The sequence below is a fragment of the Paenibacillus hamazuiensis genome, assembly GCF_023276405.1.
GTDB lineage: Bacteria > Bacillota > Bacilli > Paenibacillales > NBRC-103111 > Paenibacillus_AF > Paenibacillus_AF hamazuiensis.
This window is the reverse complement of sequence record NZ_JALRMO010000001.1, coordinates 1552126-1571781: the sequence shown is the minus strand read 5'-3', so window position 1 is coordinate 1571781 and position 19656 is coordinate 1552126. Positions and strand designations below refer to the sequence as shown.

17 protein-coding genes are annotated in these 19656 nt (G+C 54.7%); 4 read left to right on the top strand and 13 right to left on the bottom strand.

The window, feature by feature from the left end:
• Window positions 1-39: 39 nt before the first annotated feature.
• The 7 genes from MYS68_RS06700 to MYS68_RS06670 all read right to left on the bottom strand — a co-directional run bounded on the left by MYS68_RS06700 (window position 40) and on the right by MYS68_RS06670 (window position 8585).
• A complete protein-coding gene (locus MYS68_RS06700; RefSeq protein WP_248925090.1) occupies window positions 40-1020 on the bottom strand; it encodes a substrate-binding domain-containing protein in 981 nt (326 codons plus the stop codon).
• Complete coding sequence (locus MYS68_RS06695) at window positions 1013-2806, bottom strand: cache domain-containing sensor histidine kinase (protein ID WP_248925089.1); 1794 nt, start codon at window positions 2804-2806, stop codon at window positions 1013-1015. Before MYS68_RS06695 ends, MYS68_RS06700 begins: the two co-directional genes overlap by 8 nt.
• Window positions 2803-4410: a helix-turn-helix domain-containing protein gene (locus tag MYS68_RS06690; protein WP_248925088.1), complete on the bottom strand. Its 1608-nt coding sequence runs from the start codon at window positions 4408-4410 to the stop codon at window positions 2803-2805. The genes MYS68_RS06695 and MYS68_RS06690 overlap by 4 nt, the downstream gene beginning before the upstream one ends.
• 85 nt (window positions 4411-4495) lie before the next feature.
• Window positions 4496-5533, bottom strand: coding sequence for an ABC transporter substrate-binding protein (locus MYS68_RS06685; protein WP_248925087.1), 1038 nt, complete (start codon window positions 5531-5533; stop codon window positions 4496-4498).
• Window positions 5534-5591: 58 nt separating this feature from the next.
• On the bottom strand, window positions 5592-6587 hold the full coding sequence (locus MYS68_RS06680) for an ABC transporter permease (RefSeq protein WP_248925086.1): 996 nt from the start codon (window positions 6585-6587) through the stop codon (window positions 5592-5594).
• Between the two features lie 18 nt (window positions 6588-6605).
• Window positions 6606-8105, bottom strand: coding sequence for a sugar ABC transporter ATP-binding protein (locus tag MYS68_RS06675; protein WP_248925085.1), 1500 nt, complete (start codon window positions 8103-8105; stop codon window positions 6606-6608).
• Between the two features lie 270 nt (window positions 8106-8375).
• Entirely contained in the window at window positions 8376-8585 is a 210-nt protein-coding gene (locus MYS68_RS06670; RefSeq protein WP_248925084.1) for a cysteine-rich CWC family protein, read from the bottom strand.
• Window positions 8586-8835: 250 nt separating this feature from the next.
• On the opposite strand from MYS68_RS06670, the gene MYS68_RS06665 reads away from it, so the two are divergent.
• A complete protein-coding gene (locus tag MYS68_RS06665; protein WP_248925083.1) occupies window positions 8836-9006 on the top strand; it encodes a hypothetical protein in 171 nt (56 codons plus the stop codon).
• Window positions 9007-9146: 140 nt separating this feature from the next.
• Here the strand turns inward: MYS68_RS06665 and MYS68_RS06660 are convergent, their stop codons facing one another.
• Entirely contained in the window at window positions 9147-10025 is an 879-nt protein-coding gene (locus MYS68_RS06660) for a LysR family transcriptional regulator (protein WP_248925082.1), read from the bottom strand.
• Between the two features lie 127 nt (window positions 10026-10152).
• Between MYS68_RS06660 and MYS68_RS06655 the strand changes: the two genes are divergently transcribed.
• Window positions 10153-11367: an MFS transporter gene (locus MYS68_RS06655; protein ID WP_248925081.1), complete on the top strand. Its 1215-nt coding sequence runs from the start codon at window positions 10153-10155 to the stop codon at window positions 11365-11367.
• A 298-nt stretch (window positions 11368-11665) separates the two neighbouring features.
• Here the strand turns inward: MYS68_RS06655 and fsa are convergent, their stop codons facing one another.
• The 3 genes from fsa to zwf are packed head-to-tail and all read right to left on the bottom strand — an operon-like array spanning window position 11666 to window position 15858.
• Window positions 11666-12331 (bottom strand): fructose-6-phosphate aldolase, encoded by a 666-nt coding sequence (gene fsa / locus MYS68_RS06650; RefSeq protein ID WP_248925080.1) that lies wholly within the window; start codon window positions 12329-12331, stop codon window positions 11666-11668.
• 34 nt (window positions 12332-12365) lie between these two features.
• Window positions 12366-14357 carry a transketolase gene (gene tkt / locus MYS68_RS06645; protein ID WP_248925079.1) on the bottom strand — a complete coding sequence of 664 codons (1992 nt, stop codon included), beginning with the start codon at window positions 14355-14357 and terminating at the stop codon, window positions 12366-12368.
• Window positions 14335-15858, bottom strand: coding sequence for a glucose-6-phosphate dehydrogenase (gene zwf, locus MYS68_RS06640; protein WP_248925078.1), 1524 nt, complete (start codon window positions 15856-15858; stop codon window positions 14335-14337). The genes tkt and zwf overlap by 23 nt, the downstream gene beginning before the upstream one ends.
• Before the next feature lie 138 nt (window positions 15859-15996).
• Here zwf and MYS68_RS06635 point away from each other — a divergent pair, with 138 nt between their 5' ends.
• On the top strand, window positions 15997-16875 hold the full coding sequence (locus tag MYS68_RS06635; RefSeq protein WP_248925077.1) for a LysR family transcriptional regulator: 879 nt from the start codon (window positions 15997-15999) through the stop codon (window positions 16873-16875).
• A 69-nt stretch (window positions 16876-16944) separates the two neighbouring features.
• Here MYS68_RS06635 and MYS68_RS06630 read toward each other — a convergent pair whose 3' ends face one another.
• Both MYS68_RS06630 and MYS68_RS06625 read right to left on the bottom strand, forming a co-directional pair.
• Window positions 16945-17835, bottom strand: coding sequence for an NAD(P)-dependent oxidoreductase (locus tag MYS68_RS06630; protein ID WP_275983437.1), 891 nt, complete (start codon window positions 17833-17835; stop codon window positions 16945-16947).
• 85 nt (window positions 17836-17920) lie between these two features.
• Window positions 17921-18784 (bottom strand): NAD(P)-dependent oxidoreductase, encoded by an 864-nt coding sequence (locus MYS68_RS06625; RefSeq protein WP_248925076.1) that lies wholly within the window; start codon window positions 18782-18784, stop codon window positions 17921-17923.
• A gap of 252 nt (window positions 18785-19036) precedes the next feature.
• Here MYS68_RS06625 and MYS68_RS06620 point away from each other — a divergent pair, with 252 nt between their 5' ends.
• A complete protein-coding gene (locus MYS68_RS06620) occupies window positions 19037-19639 on the top strand; it encodes a TetR/AcrR family transcriptional regulator (RefSeq protein WP_248925075.1) in 603 nt (200 codons plus the stop codon).
• The last annotated feature ends 17 nt before the right edge of the window (window positions 19640-19656 follow it).

The window sequence follows — 19656 nt, the reverse complement described above, 5'->3', positions numbered from 1 at the left end:
GTATTTGTAAAGGGAAAGGGATGCTTTTCAGCTCCGCTTTCATTTCTCTCCGACAAAAGGAAACAACAGCTTCTGGTTTTCGTTCGTATACATATTTTCTTTGGTGATGACCTCGGATCCGGTATCGATATAACCGGTGACCCGTTTGCCGCTTATCGCCTCAAACGCCGTCTTGACGGCGAGGTAACCCATATTGAAAGGCTTCTGAACGACGATGACCTGCAGAATGCCTTCCTCCAGACTTGCGATTTCCTCGGGAGAACTGTCGAAACCGACCATCTTGATCGTGCCGCCCGCGTTCAGCCGCTTTACCGCTTGCAAAGCCCCTATGGTCGACACCTCGTTGAGTCCGATAATGCCATGGAGATTAGGTTCGCTGCGGATAAGCCCCTCGGTGATTTCCGATGCCTTGTCTGTCAAACCGTTGGAGTAGGAGGTGCTGACGATGCGGATGCCGCCTTCGCTCAAGCTGTCCCTTACCCCGCGTTCCCGCTCCATGGCTGTCGTCGATTCCTTCACGAAGCTGACGATCGCAACGGATGCTCCAGGCGGCACCAGGCTTCTCATTGCGAATCCGGCTTTTTTGCCGGCTTCGTAATTGTCCGTCGCGATGAAGCTGGAGGAAATATTGCCGCTTAAGCCGGAATCGACGGTGATCAGCTTGATGCCGGCGTTCACAATGCTTTGCGCCACAGGCACGAGCCGGTTGTAATCGGAGGCGGCCAGTACGATCGCTTGCGGCTTTTCCGCAATGGCCTGCTCGAGAAGGCGAATCTGCCCGTCAATATCGGCTTCCTCTCTCATCCCCCTCACCTCAACGTCGACGCCGTATTCCTTGGCCGCGGCCATCACGCCTTCGTTCAGCGCATGCCAGAAAGCGATCCGGGTATCGTTAGTCTTCGGCACGACGAGGATCGGCCTGCTCTTCTCCGCGAGTTTGTCCGATATGGCGCCCGATACGGCGAATATCAATACGATCGCAGCCGCGACGGCTATCCAAAAGACGGCTTTCCTAACCATCCCGACTCACCTCCCGATGCAGCTCGGGTATGCGCAGCGTCACCGTCGTCCCTTCATCGAGTTCGCTCTCGAAGCTAAGCCCGTACGATTCCCCGAAGTACAGTTGAACCCGATGGTTGACGTTGCGGACACCGACGCCAGCTCTTTTCTCCGTTCCCCGGTCACCCGCAACACCCGTAAGCATCGCCGCCGCTTGCTCCGGAGCCATGCCGACCCCGTCGTCGACGATCTTCAGCTCCAGTGCGCCGTTTGTCCGCTTTCCGACAATGCGGATGCGCCCCGGCTCCGCCTTATTTTTGATGCCGTGGTAAATCGCGTTCTCCACAAGCGGCTGCAGCACGATTTTCAGGATCAGGCACTCCTGCATATCCGGATTTACCTCGATGGAATAAGTAAACTTGCTGCGATAGCGGATTTGCTGGATCGTCAAGTAATTCCGGACGTGCTCCAGTTCGGCGGACAAGGGAACGAGCTCCTCCCCTTTGCTGATGCTGGAGCGCAGCAGCTTGGACAAGGCTGATGTCATCGTTACGACCTCCCCCATCTTACCCGTCTCGGCCATCCAAATGATCGAATCCAGCGTATTATATAAAAAATGCGGATGAATTTGCGCCTGCAGCGCTTTGAGCTCGCTGATCCGCTTCATTTTCTGTTCCTGCACGATCTGCTCCATCAGCTCGCGGATTTTACCGATCATCAGGTTAAACGTACGGGCCACCTTACCGATTTCATTCGTATTTTCAATATCGACGCGAATGTCAAAGTTGCCCCTTTCCACCTGCTTCATATGTTCTTCGAGGTTCTTGAGCGGGCGCGTCAGCGTAAACGAAAAAATGAAGGATAACCCTAACGCGATGATCAGGCACACGAGTCCCCAGGTAGCGGACGACAGCTGCATCGCACGTTTATTCCGCGCGAGCTCCTCCGGATAAATCACACCGGCGATTTTCCATCCGAAGCTCGTCGTGCCGACCGTGTACAGCTTGCTTCGATCGCCTTCCACAGCTGTCGCGGAGCCGCCCTCCGCCCGCAAAACCGCCGGAATATCCTCGGACTTCAGCTTCGAGTAGATGATTTGCTGCTGCGGATGATAGATCAGATCGCCGCCCGGATCGACGATGAAGACGTACCCCCGCTTGCCCAATTGAATTTGCGTGCACAGGTCGTTAATGACTTTGTAATTCAAATCGACCAGCAGCACGCCGCCGCCGGAAATGCCCGGAGAATTTTCCAGATATACGCTGAGCGAAACGACCCAGCGGTATTCGTTTTGAAAAACATGCTGCACGTGGGAAGGCGAAATCGCAATGCGTCCGCCGCTCAGCTGCGCTTTCCGGTACCAATCCTGGCCGACCAGCTCCGGTATCGGCCTCAGCTGCACATCGGTGCGGCTCGATATCGCCCCCCCGTTCGTGCTGACGAATACCATCGAAGCGATATCCGAGCGGGAGGCGACGATCGAATGGAAATAGCCGGTCAGCTGAGCGGCCAAACCCGTCCCTTCGGGACTTCCGGGATCGTCCAGCGACATATACCGCTTCAAATCTCCGTTTCCGGAAGCCAGGCTGGCGATGCTCTCCATGTTGCCGATATAGGTCTGGATATTCATGCCCACCTGCTTCATCAGCTCTGCGGAATATTCAAGGGAATTTTCCGTCACGGCATCGGAGGAAAGCCGGTACGCATTGAAGCTCAAAATAACCGTCGTACATAAAATCAGGAAAGAAAAGGCGATGGCGATGTGGCTGTGAATGCTTTGAAAGCGAAATGGGAGGAACTGCCTCATAAGCAGGCATCCGCCTTTGCGGCGTTCCGGTAATCCTTCGGAGTCATACCTGTATGCCGTTTGAAAATGACGCTGAAATACTGAGGATCCGCGTAACCGACTCTGGCCGCGATTTCATAGGCTTTCAGCTGGGTTAACGCCAAAAGCTCCTTCGCCTTTTCCATGCGAATTCCCGTTAAATATTCGACGAAGGTTTCTCCCGTATGCTGCTTGAACTGCGCGCTGAAATAGCTGGCGCTCATATAAATATGGCCGCACACCTGTTGAAGCGAAAGCAGCTCGTCCGCGTAATGCTCCTGAATATAGGCTTCGGCTTGCCTCATTTGCGCCAAAGTGACATGCGAGCGCTGCTCCGATAAATACGCGATAATCCGGTGGCACGTCTCCTCCATCCATAGCTGTACTTCATCCAGCGTCTTTCCTTTGGCGATGCGGGAGAACGGATCGTGCCCGAACACCTCCGCATCGTGAAAGCCGGTTTCCGCCACGAAGTTCATGAGCGAAGCGACCGCCTTGTACAAAAAGCCGTAACACCGTTCGATAGGGGCGACGGTTTTCAGGTCGGCGAACCAATCGCGCAGCACCTGCGACACCTGGCTGCTTTTGCCGGTTCTCATCGCGGCAATCAGCTTTTTCTCCCAATCGTGATAGCCGGCCGAGCCGATTTTCGGACCGTACTCCACGTCGTCGATCAAGATGATTTTGTTTTTCCCGAGCATAAAACGGTAGTCGAGCGCAGAGCACGCCTCCTGAAACGAGTCTGAAACCGCCTGCACGTCCGCATACGTTCTTCCGATGCCTGCGGATAACATGAGGCGGATATACTTTCGGACGCTTTCAACGGCGTGGCCGGCCAATTTTTGTGACAGCGCTTCCAATTCGGTGGCTTCGCCGGACAGAAACACGGCGATCTTGTCGTCCCGCGTCCGGAACGCAATGCCGCCGTTTTCCTTTTCGAATATTTCCTGCACGATATTGAACGCGGCGAACATGAGCAGCTCCGCATCCGTTTCACCGCGGCCATCGTGCTGCCAGCCGTCCGCATCGAAGATAATCGCTTTAAAATGCGGACCCGGCAGCTCAAGCCCGAAATAGGCAAGCCGTCGCCGGATCTCCTCGGGCTTCAGCCGCGAGGCGGCCAGCCTCTCCAGGAATCTTTCGCGCAGCAGCGGCAAACTTTGGTTAAGCTGCTGGCGAAGGCGGCTGAGATCTTCCTTCGACTCCCGCTCTTCGTCCAGCTCCCGCCTTATTTTTTCCAAAAGACCGGTAAACTCTTGGGCATTGATCGGCTTCAGCAGGAAATCGTTGACCTTCAGCTTAACCGCCTTCTTCGCATAGTCGAACTCCTCATACCCGGTGATGATCACGGTTTTGACGCCCCGGTAATGCTCGGCCACCTGACCCGCGAGCGCCAATCCGTCCATAAACGGCATGCATATATCCGTGATGACGACATCGGGACGCAGCGCATCGATGGCGCCAAGCGCGTCGCGGCCGTTGTCGTAATCCCCGGCGAGCCGGAAGCCGCAGCTGTCCCAGTTGATCTTCCGCTTGATGCCTTCCCTTACTTCGTCTTCATCGTCGACCAAGATTACCGAATACATCGCATGCCTCCTCTCTTTAATGCCATTTTATCATACCCGGGTATGAGGGATAGCGGCAATCCGGGGAAACGACACCGCTCTTTTTTTAATTATACAGCAACGGTTTGATCTGGTCGGAATCGATGTTGGTCTTATCGTACCAGTGGAAGCCGGTGTCGATGTTTTTCGGCACTTGTTCGCCTTTGATCGCCTGAACGGCCGCTTTTACCGACCAATAGCCGATGCCGATCGGATCCTGCGTAATGGCGCCGGCCATTTTGCCGCTGCGGATGGCGTCGATCTGCTGCTTGCCGGAGTCGTAGCCGATAACGATGATTTTGCCGTCTTTCTTCAGCTCGGTAACGGCGTTCAGAACCCCGATGGCCGAACCTTCGTTTGCGCCGAAAAATCCTTTGATGTTCGGATGCGCCTGGATGATCGCTTTCGCCAGATCGGTCGACTTCAGCTGGTCGCCTCCGCCGTACTGCGTGTCGACGATTTTAATGTTCGGGTATTTGGCTTTGATTTGCTCGGTGAAGCCGTCGCGGCGGTCGATGCCGGTTCGGCTCGTTTGGTCGTGAACGATAAGCGCAATTTCGCCTTCTTTGCCGACCAACTCGGCCATTTTGTCCGCGGCGAGTGCAGCGGCTTTCTTATTGTCCGTTGCGGCCGTCGTGACGGGAATGTCGCTGTCGACGCCGGAGTCGAAGCCGACGACGGGGATGTTGGCGGACTTGGCTTTTTGCAGCAAAGGAATGGCGGCCTTACTGTCAAGCGCGGCGAAAGCGATCGCCTTCGGATTTTTCCCGAGCGCTGCCTGGAGCATTTCGATCTGCTTGTCGACCTGGGACTCGGTTTCCGGACCTTCGAACGTAATATCCACCTGGAATTCCTTCGCCGCTTTCTCCGCCCCCTGCTTCACCGCCTGCCAAAACTGATGCTGGAACCCTTTGGAAATGACCGGAATGTAGATCTTGTCGGTTTTCTTCGCATCCGACGGGGCTGCCGAAGGAGCGGAAGTCGATGCGGGCGCCGCCGCGGGTTTGCTGCCGGTGCCGGAATTGTTCGCGCCGCAGGCGCCGAGCAAGGCCGCCGCCACCAGCATGATCCCCGTGCACATGAGCAGTTTTTTGCTTCTTTTCATAGCCGAATCTCCCCTAACTTTTGATTGTATGTTTCACTCCTTGCGGAGCGCATACCGATTATTTCCCGCTTCTGCGCAAAATGTCCGCATACACCGCGAGAATGACGACCAGCCCGACGATCACCGTCTGCCATTCCTGCTTGACCGACAATATCCGCAGGCCGTTGGTCAGCACGCTCATGATGAGCGCCCCTATGACGGTGCCGAGAATCGAGCCTTTGCCTCCGCTGAGCGAAGTTCCGCCGATCACGACGGCCGCGATCGCCTCCAGCTCGTAGCCCGAGCCGAGCGCAGGCTGCGCGGAATTCAGCCGCGATGCCATCATGATCCCGGCGATTCCGCTGAACACGCCCGTCAAGGTGTAGATGACGATCTTCCAGTAATCGACGTTCACTCCGGAAAGCCGCGTCGCTTCCTCGTTGCTGCCCAGCGCGAAGTTAAACCGGCCGACGATCGTTTTGTTCAGAATAATGCTCGCTACGATCGCCAGACCGAAAAAAATCAGCACCGCATTCGGAATATCCCACCCCGGAATGACCGCACCTATGAGCGACCCCATCGAAATCTGGGTAAACTCGGGCGTGTCGTTGAAATAAATCGGCTTCGTTCCGGAAATGACCAGCGATAACCCCTTGGTCACCATCATCATCGCCAGCGTCGCGATGAACGGAGGTATTTTCATTTTCGCCACTGCGAGGCCGCTGACGAGACCGCATGCCGCGCCGGTTGCAATGCCGCCGACAATGCCGAGCGGCATAGGCAAATGCCACAAGGTGATCATCACCCCCGCCATGACGGAGGAAAACGTCATCACGGTTCCCACAGCGAGGTCGATGCCCGAAGTGATGATGACGAACGTGGAGCCGAGCGCGAGTACCCCGACGACGGCGGTGGACAAAATGATGGCGATCAGATTATCGAACTGAAAGAAATTTCCCGAAGACAGCGAAAACACAATCACGAGCAATATCAAGCTGGCAAAAGCCAATATTTTTTGCATCGCGCCGCTTCCGGCGGACACGAACGGCTGCTTGACGGTAACCGGCAGTTTCATGGACGCTCGCCCTCCTTTTCAATAACTCCGCATCGTTGCATATTTCATGATCTTCTCCTGAGTCGCTTCCTCCCGGCTCAGCTCGCCGGTGATCCGCCCTTCGCACATGACGATGATCCGGTGGCTCATCCGCAAAATTTCCGGCAGCTCCGAGGAAATCATCAAGATCGCTTTCCCCTGCCGGACGAGCTGCTCAAGCAGCTTGTAAATTTCGCTTTTCGCACCGACGTCGATCCCCCGCGTCGGCTCGTCGAAAATCAATATATCGCAGTCGCGCTCCAGCCATTTGCCGATGACGACCTTCTGCTGATTGCCGCCGGAAAGAAATTTCACCTGCTGGTGAACGCTCGGCGTCTTTATTTTCAAATCGTCCGCATATCTCTCCGCCGTCCGTTCGATCCGGGCGTCGTCCATCCAGCCAAAATGCCGGAACTTATCGAATGAGGATACCGCGATGTTCGCCTTGACATCCATATCCGTCATCAGCCCGAACCGCTTGCGGTCCTCGGACAAATAGCCGATGCCGTGCCTCACCGCATCGTGGGGATTGTTTACCTCCACTCTTTGTCCATGAACGAAAATATCCCCGGCATCCTTCGGGTCTGCGCCGAATATCGCTCTTGCCACCTCCGTCCGCCCAGCACCCATCAGTCCGGCAAAGCCGAGAATTTCTCCGCGTTTCAGACTGAAGCTCACATCCTTCACCGCCGTGCCGCGGGTGAGCCCTTTCACCTCGAGCACCATCTCGCCGCGATCCGCTATTTCCGCCGGCCCCGATGCGTGATAGATTTCGCGGCCGACCATCATGGAAATGATCCGGTCCGTAGTAACCGCCGCGGTACGTACCGTATCTATGTAACATCCGTCGCGCATGACGGTGATCCGGTCGGTGATCCGCTTCAGCTCCTCCATCCGATGGGAGATGTAAACGATACCGGCCCCTTCCCGGCGAAGCTGCTCAATGATGCGGAACAAGTCCTCGATTTCCGCATTCGTCAGCGCTGCCGTCGGCTCGTCCATGATCAGCACCTCGGCGTTAAATGAGAGCGCTTTCGCAATTTCGACCATTTGCTGCTTGGCGACGGTCAGTTCGGATACCGGCATTTGCGGGTCGAGCTGCACATTCATTCTTGCCAAAAGACTCTCGGCCTTTGCATTCAGCGCCTTCTCGTCCAAAAAGAGCCCGAAAGCTTTTCGAGGTTCCCTTCCGATAAAAATGTTTTGCGCCACGGTCAAATCCGGCATCAGGTTCAGCTCCTGATGAATGATGCTGATGCCCAGATCCTGCGCCGCCTTCGTACCCGGAATGTCGACTTCGCGGCCTTTGTAAACGATGCGGCCGGCATCTTTGGCATAGACACCGGTCAGCACCTTCATCAGCGTCGATTTCCCGGCGCCGTTTTCGCCAACGAGCGCATGCACCTCGCCGGAAAGCAGCTCGAAGCGGCAGCCGCTCAGCGCCTGCACGCCGGGAAATCTTTTTTCGATGCCTTCCATCAGCACCAACGTTTCACTCATGTACACCAGCACCTCGGTTCGTAACGGTTATGTCCGTTGGAGTTCCATGCCCATATTGTAAACTCGGCAGCCACAAAAAAGAGTGGAGGAATCTCTTGTGAAAAGTTTAGTTTTTTACGATTTTTCCGTGGCTGGCGCGAAAAAAAACCGGAGGCAGCGCCTCCGGCAAATTTGCGTATGATTTTAAGAAAATTTCCCCGATTTCATCAACCAAAATGAGTGATGGAACCCGCTGAATTTCCGCTGAAAAAACGCCAAGCGGTACGTGAATCAACGTGCGGACCGCCCGTTTTTGAACTTGTCGAGGCAGCTTTTACAAATACAAGACGTGCCCAGCCGGTCCGGCGGCAAGCTTTCAAAAATGCGCTGCGGAAACACTTCCTTGCTGCACCAGCAGGCTCCGTCCGGTTCGTCGGCCATTCGGCCGCAGCGGTTATCTTCGTTGCAAAAAGGACAAAGCCTGGCGTTGTCGTCAGTCATTATACGATCCCTCCGTATACAAATAAGTAATATAAGCTTATTTCAATTAAAGTCCATATCTTCGATCTTTTAACAAGGTTATCGCATTCGGCCAAATATCTCAAGAAAGGAGAGTTTTTTTTCCATACTGCAGACGGGCGTAGTTACTCTATTTTCTGAGTATATTTTTTCCATGCCGAATCGGATACGATAATACTGCAAGCAAAAAGCTGGCCCGCATGCCGGTCAACTACGGAGAGGAGAATTGGTAATGACGACAAATCAAGAAAACAACAAAGACCAACACACAACAGAAGGAAATCAAGCGGAAAGTGAGGCCAATGCAGCAGGTGGAGTGATGCTCGAGAAAGAAGCCAATACCGCCGCCGGAGAAACCTCCGAGAAAAACGCCGACGCCGCTGGAGGCATGATACTGGAGTAAACATTAACGTTCATCTCCGCAATCTCTAATTCGCCGGAATTTTCGCCTCCGAATGAACAGGTCAAATTATAGAGAAGTCTTCTATAAATTTGGCCTGTTTTTTGTTTTTCCCGGATAGCTTACATTGAAACAGAGTCAGCTCACGGCCGAAAATGGCCGATCACCTTGCGGATGAACGTGCTTGCCGCCTTGCCGATATACCGGTCCGAACGATGTATGATCTCCAGGCTGCGAATCGGCGGGCTACCGGCAATTGTTATGCAGCGCAGCCCTTCTCCGTTCATCGATTCGATCAGCGGCCGCGGCTGGATTGTGGCACCGATATTTGCGCGGACTAGTTGGATCAGCGATGTTACGGTGCCCGTTTCCATTATGGTGCGCAAGGATAGACCGTACCTGGAACAGCATCCCTCCACAAGCTCCCGGCCGATGTAACCTCGTGGAAACATGACGGTATCCACGTCGCACAATTCCTCATATGTAATCTCCCGACGACCGGCGAGCGGATGGCGCTCCGAAACGACCAGCACGTACTCCTCGCGGCATAGCGGCATACGGACCAGCCGACTGTCCGGCTCCGCCATCAGCCCGATGCCGATATCCACCTCGCTGTCGAGCACCTGCTGTACAATCTCAATCGAAGAAACGACTTTAAGATGAATAAACGGAAACTCGTTATGGTAATCGATCAGCATGCCGGAAATGCGGTAATCGAGATCGGACGGAAGAACGCCCACTATCAAAGAGCCGCGCCGATGATCGCGCAGCTCGGCAATCGCATCCAGCGCGTTATCGAGCTGCCGGACGATTTGCAGTCCGTGTTCGTGAAGCAGCCGACCGGCCTGGGTCAAAACGATCTTTTTGCCGACCCGGTCGAACAGCGGCACGTCCAACTCCTCTTCCATCGCGCGAATTTGCTGGCTGAGCGTCGGCTGCGAAATCCCCAGCTTTTCGGCCGCTCTTGTGAAATGCATCTCCTCACAGACCGCCATAAATGTTTTGAGCTGGCGCAGTTCCACGTTGATCCCCCCCAAATCATTGGTATTTATAATTATTATCATAAATTTCATTATATTGATCAATCATTTTAAACTTTGTACACTGATAGTACCCAATTCGATCCACCATGCGGAGGCGATGTTGACTATGAATGTGATCCTTTTAATTGCCGCACTTTTTCTGGCTTCGTTAAACCTGCGTCCCTCCATCTCTTCTGTCGCTCCTCTTCTGGAGACGATCCGAGGTGAGCTGGGCATGAGCGGATTTGCCGCCAGCCTGCTTACTACGCTGCCGGTGCTTTGCATGGGCCTCTTCGCCCCCAGTGCCGTTCGCTGGGTTGCGCGCTGGGGCACGGAGCGTTCGCTCGTTATTGCGTTAAGTTTGATCGGGGGTGCAACGCTGCTGCGCTACTTCACCGTGCTTCCGATCCTTTTGCTGGCAACCTCGTTCCTTGCCGGAGTCGGCATCGCGGTTGCAGGGCCGCTTCTTTCCGGCTTTATTAAAAAATATTTCGCCGAACGCGCATCCGCCGTCATCGGCTTCTACTCTACGGCGCTCGTTGTCGGTGCAGCCTTGAGCGCCGGGCTTTCCGTCCCGTTTCAGGAGGCGTTCGGCGGATCGTGGCGGGCCTCTTTGGCGGCTTGGGGGTGGCTCGCCGCCGCTGCGCTTCCGCTCTGGCTGATTATCGCCCGGCGGGCCGAAAAGACCGCCGCTGACGGTCAGCCTGCCGCAGCCGCGGGGAGACAGCACCTCCCGCTGCACTCTCCGCGCGCCTGGCTGCTGACCTGCTTCTTCGGCGTAGTCGCTCTCATCTTTTATTCGATTACGGCCTGGCTGGCCCCTGCCGTCGAAGCGATGGGCTACGGCAGAGCCGCCGGCGGAGCGGCGCTGACGCTCTTCTCCGTCATACAAATGCCGGTCAGTCTCGTGCTTCCTCTGCTGATCGGCCGTTTCGGCAACCGCCTGCTGTGGCTGCTCCTGCTCGCCGCGCTGGAACTGACAGGCCTGCTTATGCTGGCCTTTTCCGGCAACCCGTGGATCATCTCCGTGCTGCTCGGCATAGGCGCAGGCGGGTTGTTCCCGGTCGTACTGCTGCTGCCGATCGAGGAAACGAAACATGCGGACGACGCCAGCGCCTGGTCGGCGATGACACAATCCGGCGGCTATGTGATCGGATCGCTTGGACCGCTTTTTATCGGCATGGTTCATGACATAACGCGAAGCTTCGTACAACCCATGCTTGGCCTGGCCGTGCTGGTGGCCGTCATGATGCTGCTGGTGCTAAAGATCGGCAACAAAAAGAAGCAGCCGGAGCCGGCGGCGCAGCAGGGAACGCCGAAGCTTCAGTCGGCAAAGCCGTGATTCCGAGCAGCAAGTTCGGGCCTATCACGAAACTTTGAGAAGCGGCGGCAGAAATAGATCATGACGCACGGACGTGCGATTCCCCTTAACGCGAGATGCGCCGGCACAAGCTGCCGCCGTATCCCCGCGTTTTTTTTCAACGAAGCAAGCATCGCCTATTTCGCCCGCAAGTCCAAGAATCTGCAGTTCCCCGCTATTATCCCTAAAAAAATCACTCCCGCGTCTGAAATCATGAAATAAACATTTCACGATCAGCCGCGGGAGTGGCTTTTATCTCAGCTATCTGTTTTAAACAGGCTTACTGCTTCGTTTTGTTCCAATCGGCGGCGAATTTCTCCATCCCTTGATCCGTAAGCGGGTGCTTCGAGATTTGTTCGATCACCGCAAAAGGAACCGTGGCAATGTGCGCGCCCGCCATCGCAACGCGCGTCACGTGATCCGGATGGCGCACGGATGCCGCGATAATTTGCGCATCCAGGTTATGGATGCGGAACAGTTCGGCCACTTTCGTCACGAGCTGGACTCCGTCTTCCGAAATGTCGTCCAGGCGGCCGAGAAACGGCGAAACATACGTAGCGCCTGCGCGTGCGGCCAGCAGCGCCTGGTTCACGGTGAAAATGAGCGTCACATTCGTTTTCACGCCTTTTTTGCTCAAATAACGGCATGCTTCGAGTCCTGCCAGCGTCATCGGAAGTTTGATGGTGATGTTTTTGTCGTAGTTGTTGATTTTGATCAACTCGTTCGCCTGCGCGATCATCTCTTCGGCTGTAACCGCATCCGGCGTCACTTCGGCGGAGACGGATTCAACCTCGGGAACTTCCCGCAAAATTTCGGCGATCCGGTCCTCGAATTTGACGCCCTCTTTGGCGACGAGGGAAGGGTTGGTCGTTACGCCGGACAGAACGCCGATTTTATAAGCTTTTTTAATATCTTCCAAATTAGCGGTATCGATAAAAAGTTTCATAGGTAACTGCCTCCAATTTTTTTGATATTGTAGATTATAGCATTTCTTTTACAAGCCGAGCCACGTTATCCGGAGTGAAGCCGAAGTATTCCATCACCGCCGGCCCCGGACCGGAAACGCCGAACGTATCGATCGAAAGCACCTTTCCGCCTGGTCCCGCATAGCGTTCCCAGCCTAACGAAATGCCGGCTTCAATAGCAACCCGCTTCGTCACGGAAGCAGGAAGAATACTCGACTTATAAGTGTCGGGCTGCCGGTCGAACAGCTCCCTGCACGGCATCGCTACAACACGTACGGAGACGTTGTCGCGCTCCAGCTCAGCTTTGGCGCTTACCGCAACGGATACCTCAGACCCGGTCGCGATCAGGATGACATCCGGCTTATCGTTTGTTTCCGTCAAAATATAAGCCCCTTTCGCCACCCCGTCGATATTGGCTTTGGTCGCTTCATAAACAGGCAGGTTTTGTCTGCTCAGCACCAGCGCGACCGGACCTTCCGTTTGCTGCAGGGCATACGCCCATGCGCTCGCCGTTTCATTGGCATCGGTCGGCCGGATGACGGTCAACCCCGGGATGGCGCGCAGTGCGGCCAGATGTTCAACGGGCTCGTGGGTAGGTCCGTCTTCGCCTACGGCTATCGAATCGTGGGTAAATACGTAAATCACGGGCAGCTTCTGCAGCGCGGCCAAACGAATTGCCGGACGCAAGTAATCGCTGAATACGAAAAAGGTGCTGACGAACGGTTTTACGCCGCCATGCAAAGCCATGCCGTTGCCGGCCGCGCCCATCGCATGCTCGCGGACGCCGAAATAAACGTTGCGTCCCGAGTAGGAGTCGACGGCAAACCTTTGCTCGTCCTTGATGTCCGTCATCGTCGAGTGCGATAAATCCGCGCTTCCCCCGAAGAGGGCGGGAACGATTTTCACATAACGGTTGATGGCCTCCCCGCTGGCAACGCGGGTGGAGACGGCTTTCGAAGCGTCGAACGCTAGAACGTCCGCAGCACCAAGCGATACGGAACCGTCGATGGCCCGCTCAAGCTCCTCGCCCAGATAAGGATGCTGTTCTTTATAGGAAGCGATCAGCCGGTTCCACTGGTCCTCTTTCTCCCCGCCCTCGCGTTTTAACCGTTCGAAGTGGGCTCTGACTTCCTCCGGAACGGCGAACTCTTCCTCATGCGGCCAGCCGTAAGCTTGCTTGGTCGCCTTCGCTTCCTCTTTGCCGAGCGGCGCGCCGTGCGCTTTATTTGTTCCCGCCACCTTGCTGCCGTAGCCGATTACCGTCTTGATCTCGATCAGAGTCGGCTGCGAAACGTTACGTTTGGCGGCTTCGATCGCTTCAACGATTCGCGAAACGTCGTTGCCATCCTCCACGCGTATATATTCCCAGTTAGCCGACTCCGCTCTTTTTTGCATATGCTCCCCGAAGGAAAGGCGCAGCTCCCCGTCAAGCGAGATGTCGTTGGAATCGTACAACACGATCAATTTGCCCAGCTTCATATGTCCGGCCATGGACATCGCCTCGTACGAGATGCCTTCCATCAGGCAGCCGTCCCCTACAAGCGCATACGTAAAGTGGTCGACGACCGGGAAGCCGTCCCGATTGAATTTTGCGGCCAGATGAGCTTCGGCCATCGCCATTCCGACCGCCGTTGCGATCCCTTGTCCGAGCGGCCCCGTCGTTGCTTCCACGCCTTCCGTGTGCCCGTATTCGGGATGTCCGGGCGTCCTGCTGTTCAGCTTGCGAAACTGCTTTAAATCGTCGAGCGACACCCGGTATCCGAACAGATGCAGAAGGCTGTACAGTAAAGCCGAACCGTGGCCGGCCGACAGAACGAAGCGGTCGCGGTTAAACCATTTGGCGTTGCCGGGATTGTGGTTCAACAGCTTGGCCCACAAGGCGTACGCCATCGGCGCCGCTCCCATGGGCAGGCCGGGATGGCCGGAGTTCGCACTGTTTACGGCGTCGATGGACAACGTCCGAATCGTATCGATAGCGAGCTGGTCAATGTTTGTTGTTACAGGCATATAACTCTCCTTCTTCGTTTTCGATTTTTTGTTCGTCCCTGGCATCAAACCACCAGCGGTAGCCGTCTTCCGCGAGCAGCGCATCGGACTCGGCAGGCCCGTAAGTACCGGCCGCATACGGATGAAGCGCAGCAAGATTTTCCTCGAATGCATCCAGGATCGGCTGCACCCATTTCCAGGACAATTCGACTTCGTCCCAATGCGCAAAAAACGTCGGATCTCCATGCAAAGCATCGAAGATCAAATTTTCGTAAGCTTCGGGAACATCGTCCCGGTTTTCATGAAAATCGATGCGAATCGGCTTGAAATCCCCCCTATGTCCGGGGGCTTTCGTATTTAATTGCAGCGAGATGCCTTCGCTCGGGCCGATTTCAAATACGAGAAGGTTAGGCGCTTTACTGTCGTCGCCTGCACCGGAATGCAGCTTTACCGGTTCCTTGAACTCGATTACGATCCGCGTCGACTTTTCTTTCATCCTTTTGCCCGTGCGGATATAAAAGGGAACTCCCCGCCAAAAGAAATCATCGATACGCAGCCTGGCGGCAATAAACGTATCCGTCATGGAATCGCCGGGGATGCCCGGCTCGGAAGTATAACCGGCCACAGGTTTGCCTTGAACGGTTCCCGCCACGTATTGCCCGCGAACTACATCCGCGCTCACTTGCTCTTTCTGCAGAGGCTCAAGAGCTTCCATCACTTTTTTCTTCTTAAAGCGCACCATCTCCGACGTACTTCCCTGCGGAAGGTGGCTCGCAAGCATCATCAGCAGCTGCAGCATATGGTTTTGGAACATGTCCCTTATGGCCCCTGAGTGATCGTAATAACCCGCTCTTTCCTCGACGCCGACCGTCTCGCTTGCCGTAATTTGCACGTTGGCGATGTAATGGTTGGTCCATAACGCCTGAAGAACCGGATTTTGCTGCAGCACCTCAAGCTTCTGCACCATCGGCTTGCCGAGATAATGGTCGATCCGGTAAATCTCATGCTCCGCAAAAGCTTCGCTTAATTTCCGGTTCAAATCCCGGGCGGACTGCAAATCGCGGCCGAAAGGTTTTTCGATCACCAGACGTTTCCAGCCGTTCGCGGAACCGAGTCCGCTGTCCTGAATGCCCGCTGCGATCGTTTCAAACAGTTCGGGCCCGACGGACAAATAAAACAGCCGGTTCGGCGTAATCCCAAGCTCCGTCTCCCGCCGCTCGATCATCTCCCGCAGCTTCCGGTAATCTTCCTTGCGGCCTACATCCAGAGCACAATAGCGGAACAAGCTCAGGAAATCTTTCATTACTTCCGGCTGCTCCACCCGGCGCCTGGAAAAATCTTGGACAGCCCGTTCGACATTTGCCCGAAACGATTGGTCCGTCAGTTCTCTTCTTCCCAGACCAACCAGGGAAAAAGACGGCGGCAGCTTGCGTTCGACGAACAAATTATACAAGGCAGGGTAAATTTTTCTCTTGGCCAAATCCCCTGTCGCTCCAAACAAGACAAACGTGATCGGCTCCATCTTCCTATCCCCTTTCCGCCAAATCTCATTGTCGCTTTCAATGGGAAAGCTCTGGTTTCTGCTGCACAATTCCAATATAATACATGTAGCATTCATACAAGTAATTAATATATTTCACAGGAGTCATAGACCACATTTATGAACAACAATTATGAATTGTACAAGGTATTTTATTGGGCTGCGAAAACAGGCAGCTTGACCCAGGCCGCCAAAGCGCTGTACCTTACCCAACCCAGCGTCAGCCATGCGATCAAACAGCTGGAAGACAGCTTTGGCATCACGTTGTTTTACCGCAATTCGAAAGGCGTGGCGCTGACGAGGGAAGGCAGCATCCTGTTTTCGTATATCGAGCGTTCCCATGTTTTAATCTCGATGGCCGAGGAAAAAATGGCCGCGCTCAAAAATCTCGACAGCGGAGAGCTGCGAATCGGCGGAAGCGATTCGCTGTTTAAGCATTATTTGCTTCCGTACCTGGAAGATTTTCATCAAAGGCATCCCGGCATCAAACTTCATCTGAATCATGGCACAACGCCGGAAATCATCACCTTTCTGAAAGAAGGCAAAATTGATCTGGGCGTCGTCCGCATGCCTATTGTCGATTCGCAGCTTGAAGCCATTCAGAGCATCCAGGTGCAGGAATGTTTTGTTGCGGGAGCGAAGTACGCCGATCTGAAGGACACGATTTTATCGCTGGAGGAGCTGCTCCGGTACCCGGTCATCCTGTTCTCGCGCAACAGCCGGGCACGCATGGCCATTACCGAACTGTTTCAAAAATACGGCTACGAGCTGAAGCCCGAAATCGAGGTCGGCAGTGTGGATCTGCTCATTGAATTTGCCCGAAAAGGACTCGGCATCTCCTACGTGACCCGGGAGTTTGTTTCCAGGGAGCTTGACGAGGGCTCCCTCTTCGAAATTCAATTGGATGTCAGGCTGCCGCCCTCCCACGTCGGTATTATGATCATGCGAAACACGCCGATTTCAACGGCGGCAAGCCGGTTTATCGAGCTGATCCGTTAGTATACCGTTAAAAAACAGCCTGCCGGGAAGTCCGGCAGGCTGACTTATTTAAGGCCAAATGCAATTCGCCTATGATGCAGGCTTTCTAAAGATTTCGATTAAGCTTGTGAAGCTGTCGCCTGCGTGACCGCCGGCCATGCCGCGTTTGAACACCTGAAGGACTGCTGCAGGAAGGGAAGCATCAATACCGGAGTCCTTCGTAGTGTGCACGACATGGTCGACACTTGCCACTCCCATGGCAAGACGGTCCACGTCACCCGGGTGCTCACCGGCATCGATCCTCGGCGTGTAAAATTCGATGAACTTCGGCAGCGACGACATCGTCGCGGAAGCATAAGGCAGGAACTGTTCGGCCGTAATGCCGTTCGCTGCCGCCACAGTGACAGCATGAAGGTAACTGAGCATGGATGTCCAGAAAATATCCATCTGCATTTGGTAATACAGCGCGGCAAGTCCCGGGTCCTCTCCCCGGTAATCGGCACCGGTCAGCACCTCGAGGGTCTTTCTGTGAGCCTCGAATACATCTTTCGGACCGCTGTAAAATGTGGATGACTCCGGCCTGCCGATACCGGAAGGCGGGACCTGCACGCCGCCGGTGAGATGCCGGGCCCCGCGGTCTGCAAGCCATTTCGCCGCCTCGCGGGCTTTTTCCGGCGTGTCCGAACTCAGATTGACGAAAACTTTTCCGGACAGATGCTCCGAAGCCTGCTCGAGGATAGCATACATCGCATCATAGTCCGTCAGGCTGAGGATTACCAGCTCGTTCGCAGCCAACGCCTCGCTAATTGTAGACGCTCTTACAGCCCCTTTGGCTGCAAGCGAGTCCGCTTTGCTTGCGGTCCGGTTCCATACCGTTACTTCAAAGCCGCGATCCAGGAAAACCGCCGCCATCGTCTGCCCCATCGGCCCCAGTCCGATAATGGTCACCGGCGAACGGTGATGAGCCGCTGCAGTATTCAATTGAATAACCCCCTTCACATTTGTCGGTTAAACAAAACAGTTTCGTTCCCAAACAAGCGCATTGATCCCAATTTTCCGCTAAATCCTATCTCAGCACCTTGATCAGGGCTCCCAGTTCTTCGTTGCCATACCCTGCATCAAGCGCCTTTTGAAAAAGCCCCAAAGCGAAAGTTGGAAATTCGGCGTTGATTCCGGCTTCGCGCGCTTGTTCGATGAACAGTTTTACCGTCACCATACAGGTGCTGAGAGAACTTTGCGGCGGAGTGTATGTATTCGTCTGGATGACTTCTCCCTCGTGTTTGATCATTTCTCCCATTGCCGGAGATATTGCGGAGATCATCGATCCGAATTCATCCACGCGAAGACCGTCCGATTCAAGAATACGCGCAGCATGGACAAATCCCAGCAGCGATCCGAACAAGGTCGAGAGAAACGCCAAATCGGTCGACGAAGCCGCACTAACCTTTTCCCCCAGATAAGGCACGTTTCCGGCCAAGCTTTTAAGAAGATGTTCACTCTTCTGATAAGCGCTCCGGTTACCTGAGGTAAAGATCGTGGTGTCCGGCCTTCCAATCTGAGGCGGCGTCGCCGCGATGGCGCCGTCCAGGTATTCCGCCCCGCGCGCCAGTGCCCACGCTTCGTTGTCTCTTGCCTGCTGCGGGCTTCCGGTGCTGAACTGCACCAAAACCCGTCCGGAGAGAGCCTCCGCAACTTCAGGCGTATCCAGGATACTGTAAGCGGTTTTGTAGTTCGCGACACATACGATCGTGACAGGACTCGCGGCCACTGCGTCTGCAGCAGTCGCAGCAAGAACCGCCCCTTCGCGTACCAACGGTTCGGCTCTCTCGCTCGTTCGATTCCAGACGGTAACCCTGCGATCGTTTCGAAGCAGTGCCTGCGCTAGCGCAGTGCCCATCGGTCCCAGCCCGATTACGGTTACATCACTCATAGTAGTTATTTCCTCCCTAATGAATCGATTGTAAAACGAAACTACACTGTTTAGTTTCGTTTCATGGAAATAATACAATACAGTTTAGTTTCGTGTCAAGCCGGTTTTTCCATTTTTAATCGGCTGAATTGTGTGTCATATTACGCGTCAAGATTAACCCGCTATTCGTGTTCTTGTTAATTCAATGCGAATATGGTAGATTTACATACAGAACTGTTTCGTACTATAACGAGTGATGAATTTTGGGCATAAATGGGAAGTGAGGTGGGCGAGTTGGCACGCGCATCCGTACGTCAGCACATACTGAACACAGCGTCCGACTTATTTTACCGCGAAGGAATCCGTTCTATCGGAGTAGATACGATTGCGGAGAAAGCCGGAGTCAGCAAAGCAACGCTCTACCGGCATTTTCCGACCAAAGACGATCTGATCGTCGCCTATCTTGAAGCGCAGGACCATATCAATTGGGAGCATTTCGACGAGGCCATCGCCCGGCACGAGGGCTCGCCCAAAGAGCAATTGTTGGCGCTGATAGACGCTACCATCGAACTGTTGGAGCCGGGATACCATCGCGGCTGTCATTTCTTGAATGCGCTGGCTGAATTTTCCGAAGAAGATCATCCCGTGCATTTGTTAGCGGTCGAATACAATCGCGCAATCAAATTGCGGTTATCCCGACTGAGCCAGCAGGCGGGCGTTCATGACGAAACCTTGACCGACCAGCTTATGCTGGTGATCAACGGAGCTCTCTCTTCCGTTCCCGTATACGGATTTGCGGGACCTGCGGCCCAGTTAAAATCGATCGCCTCGCATCTGATCGACCTGCATCTGGCAAATGTACGGAAAAAGCTTTGACACGGCGGCCATAACGC

Coding starts and splice junctions, on each gene's coding strand:
- MYS68_RS06700 (WP_248925090.1), bottom strand. CDS start 1,020: ATGGTTAGGAAAGCCGTCTTTTGGATAGCCGTCGCGGCTGCGATCGTA.
- MYS68_RS06695 (WP_248925089.1), bottom strand. CDS start 2,806: ATGAGGCAGTTCCTCCCATTTCGCTTTCAAAGCATTCACAGCCACATC.
- MYS68_RS06690 (WP_248925088.1), bottom strand. CDS start 4,410: ATGTATTCGGTAATCTTGGTCGACGATGAAGACGAAGTAAGGGAAGGC.
- MYS68_RS06685 (WP_248925087.1), bottom strand. CDS start 5,533: ATGAAAAGAAGCAAAAAACTGCTCATGTGCACGGGGATCATGCTGGTG.
- MYS68_RS06680 (WP_248925086.1), bottom strand. CDS start 6,587: ATGAAACTGCCGGTTACCGTCAAGCAGCCGTTCGTGTCCGCCGGAAGC.
- MYS68_RS06675 (WP_248925085.1), bottom strand. CDS start 8,105: ATGAGTGAAACGTTGGTGCTGATGGAAGGCATCGAAAAAAGATTTCCC.
- MYS68_RS06670 (WP_248925084.1), bottom strand. CDS start 8,585: ATGACTGACGACAACGCCAGGCTTTGTCCTTTTTGCAACGAAGATAAC.
- MYS68_RS06665 (WP_248925083.1), top strand. CDS start 8,836: ATGACGACAAATCAAGAAAACAACAAAGACCAACACACAACAGAAGGA.
- MYS68_RS06655 (WP_248925081.1), top strand. CDS start 10,153: ATGAATGTGATCCTTTTAATTGCCGCACTTTTTCTGGCTTCGTTAAAC.
- fsa (WP_248925080.1), bottom strand. CDS start 12,331: ATGAAACTTTTTATCGATACCGCTAATTTGGAAGATATTAAAAAAGCT.
- tkt (WP_248925079.1), bottom strand. CDS start 14,357: ATGCCTGTAACAACAAACATTGACCAGCTCGCTATCGATACGATTCGG.
- zwf (WP_248925078.1), bottom strand. CDS start 15,858: ATGGAGCCGATCACGTTTGTCTTGTTTGGAGCGACAGGGGATTTGGCC.
- MYS68_RS06635 (WP_248925077.1), top strand. CDS start 15,997: ATGAACAACAATTATGAATTGTACAAGGTATTTTATTGGGCTGCGAAA.
- MYS68_RS06625 (WP_248925076.1), bottom strand. CDS start 18,784: ATGAGTGATGTAACCGTAATCGGGCTGGGACCGATGGGCACTGCGCTA.
- MYS68_RS06620 (WP_248925075.1), top strand. CDS start 19,037: ATGGGAAGTGAGGTGGGCGAGTTGGCACGCGCATCCGTACGTCAGCAC.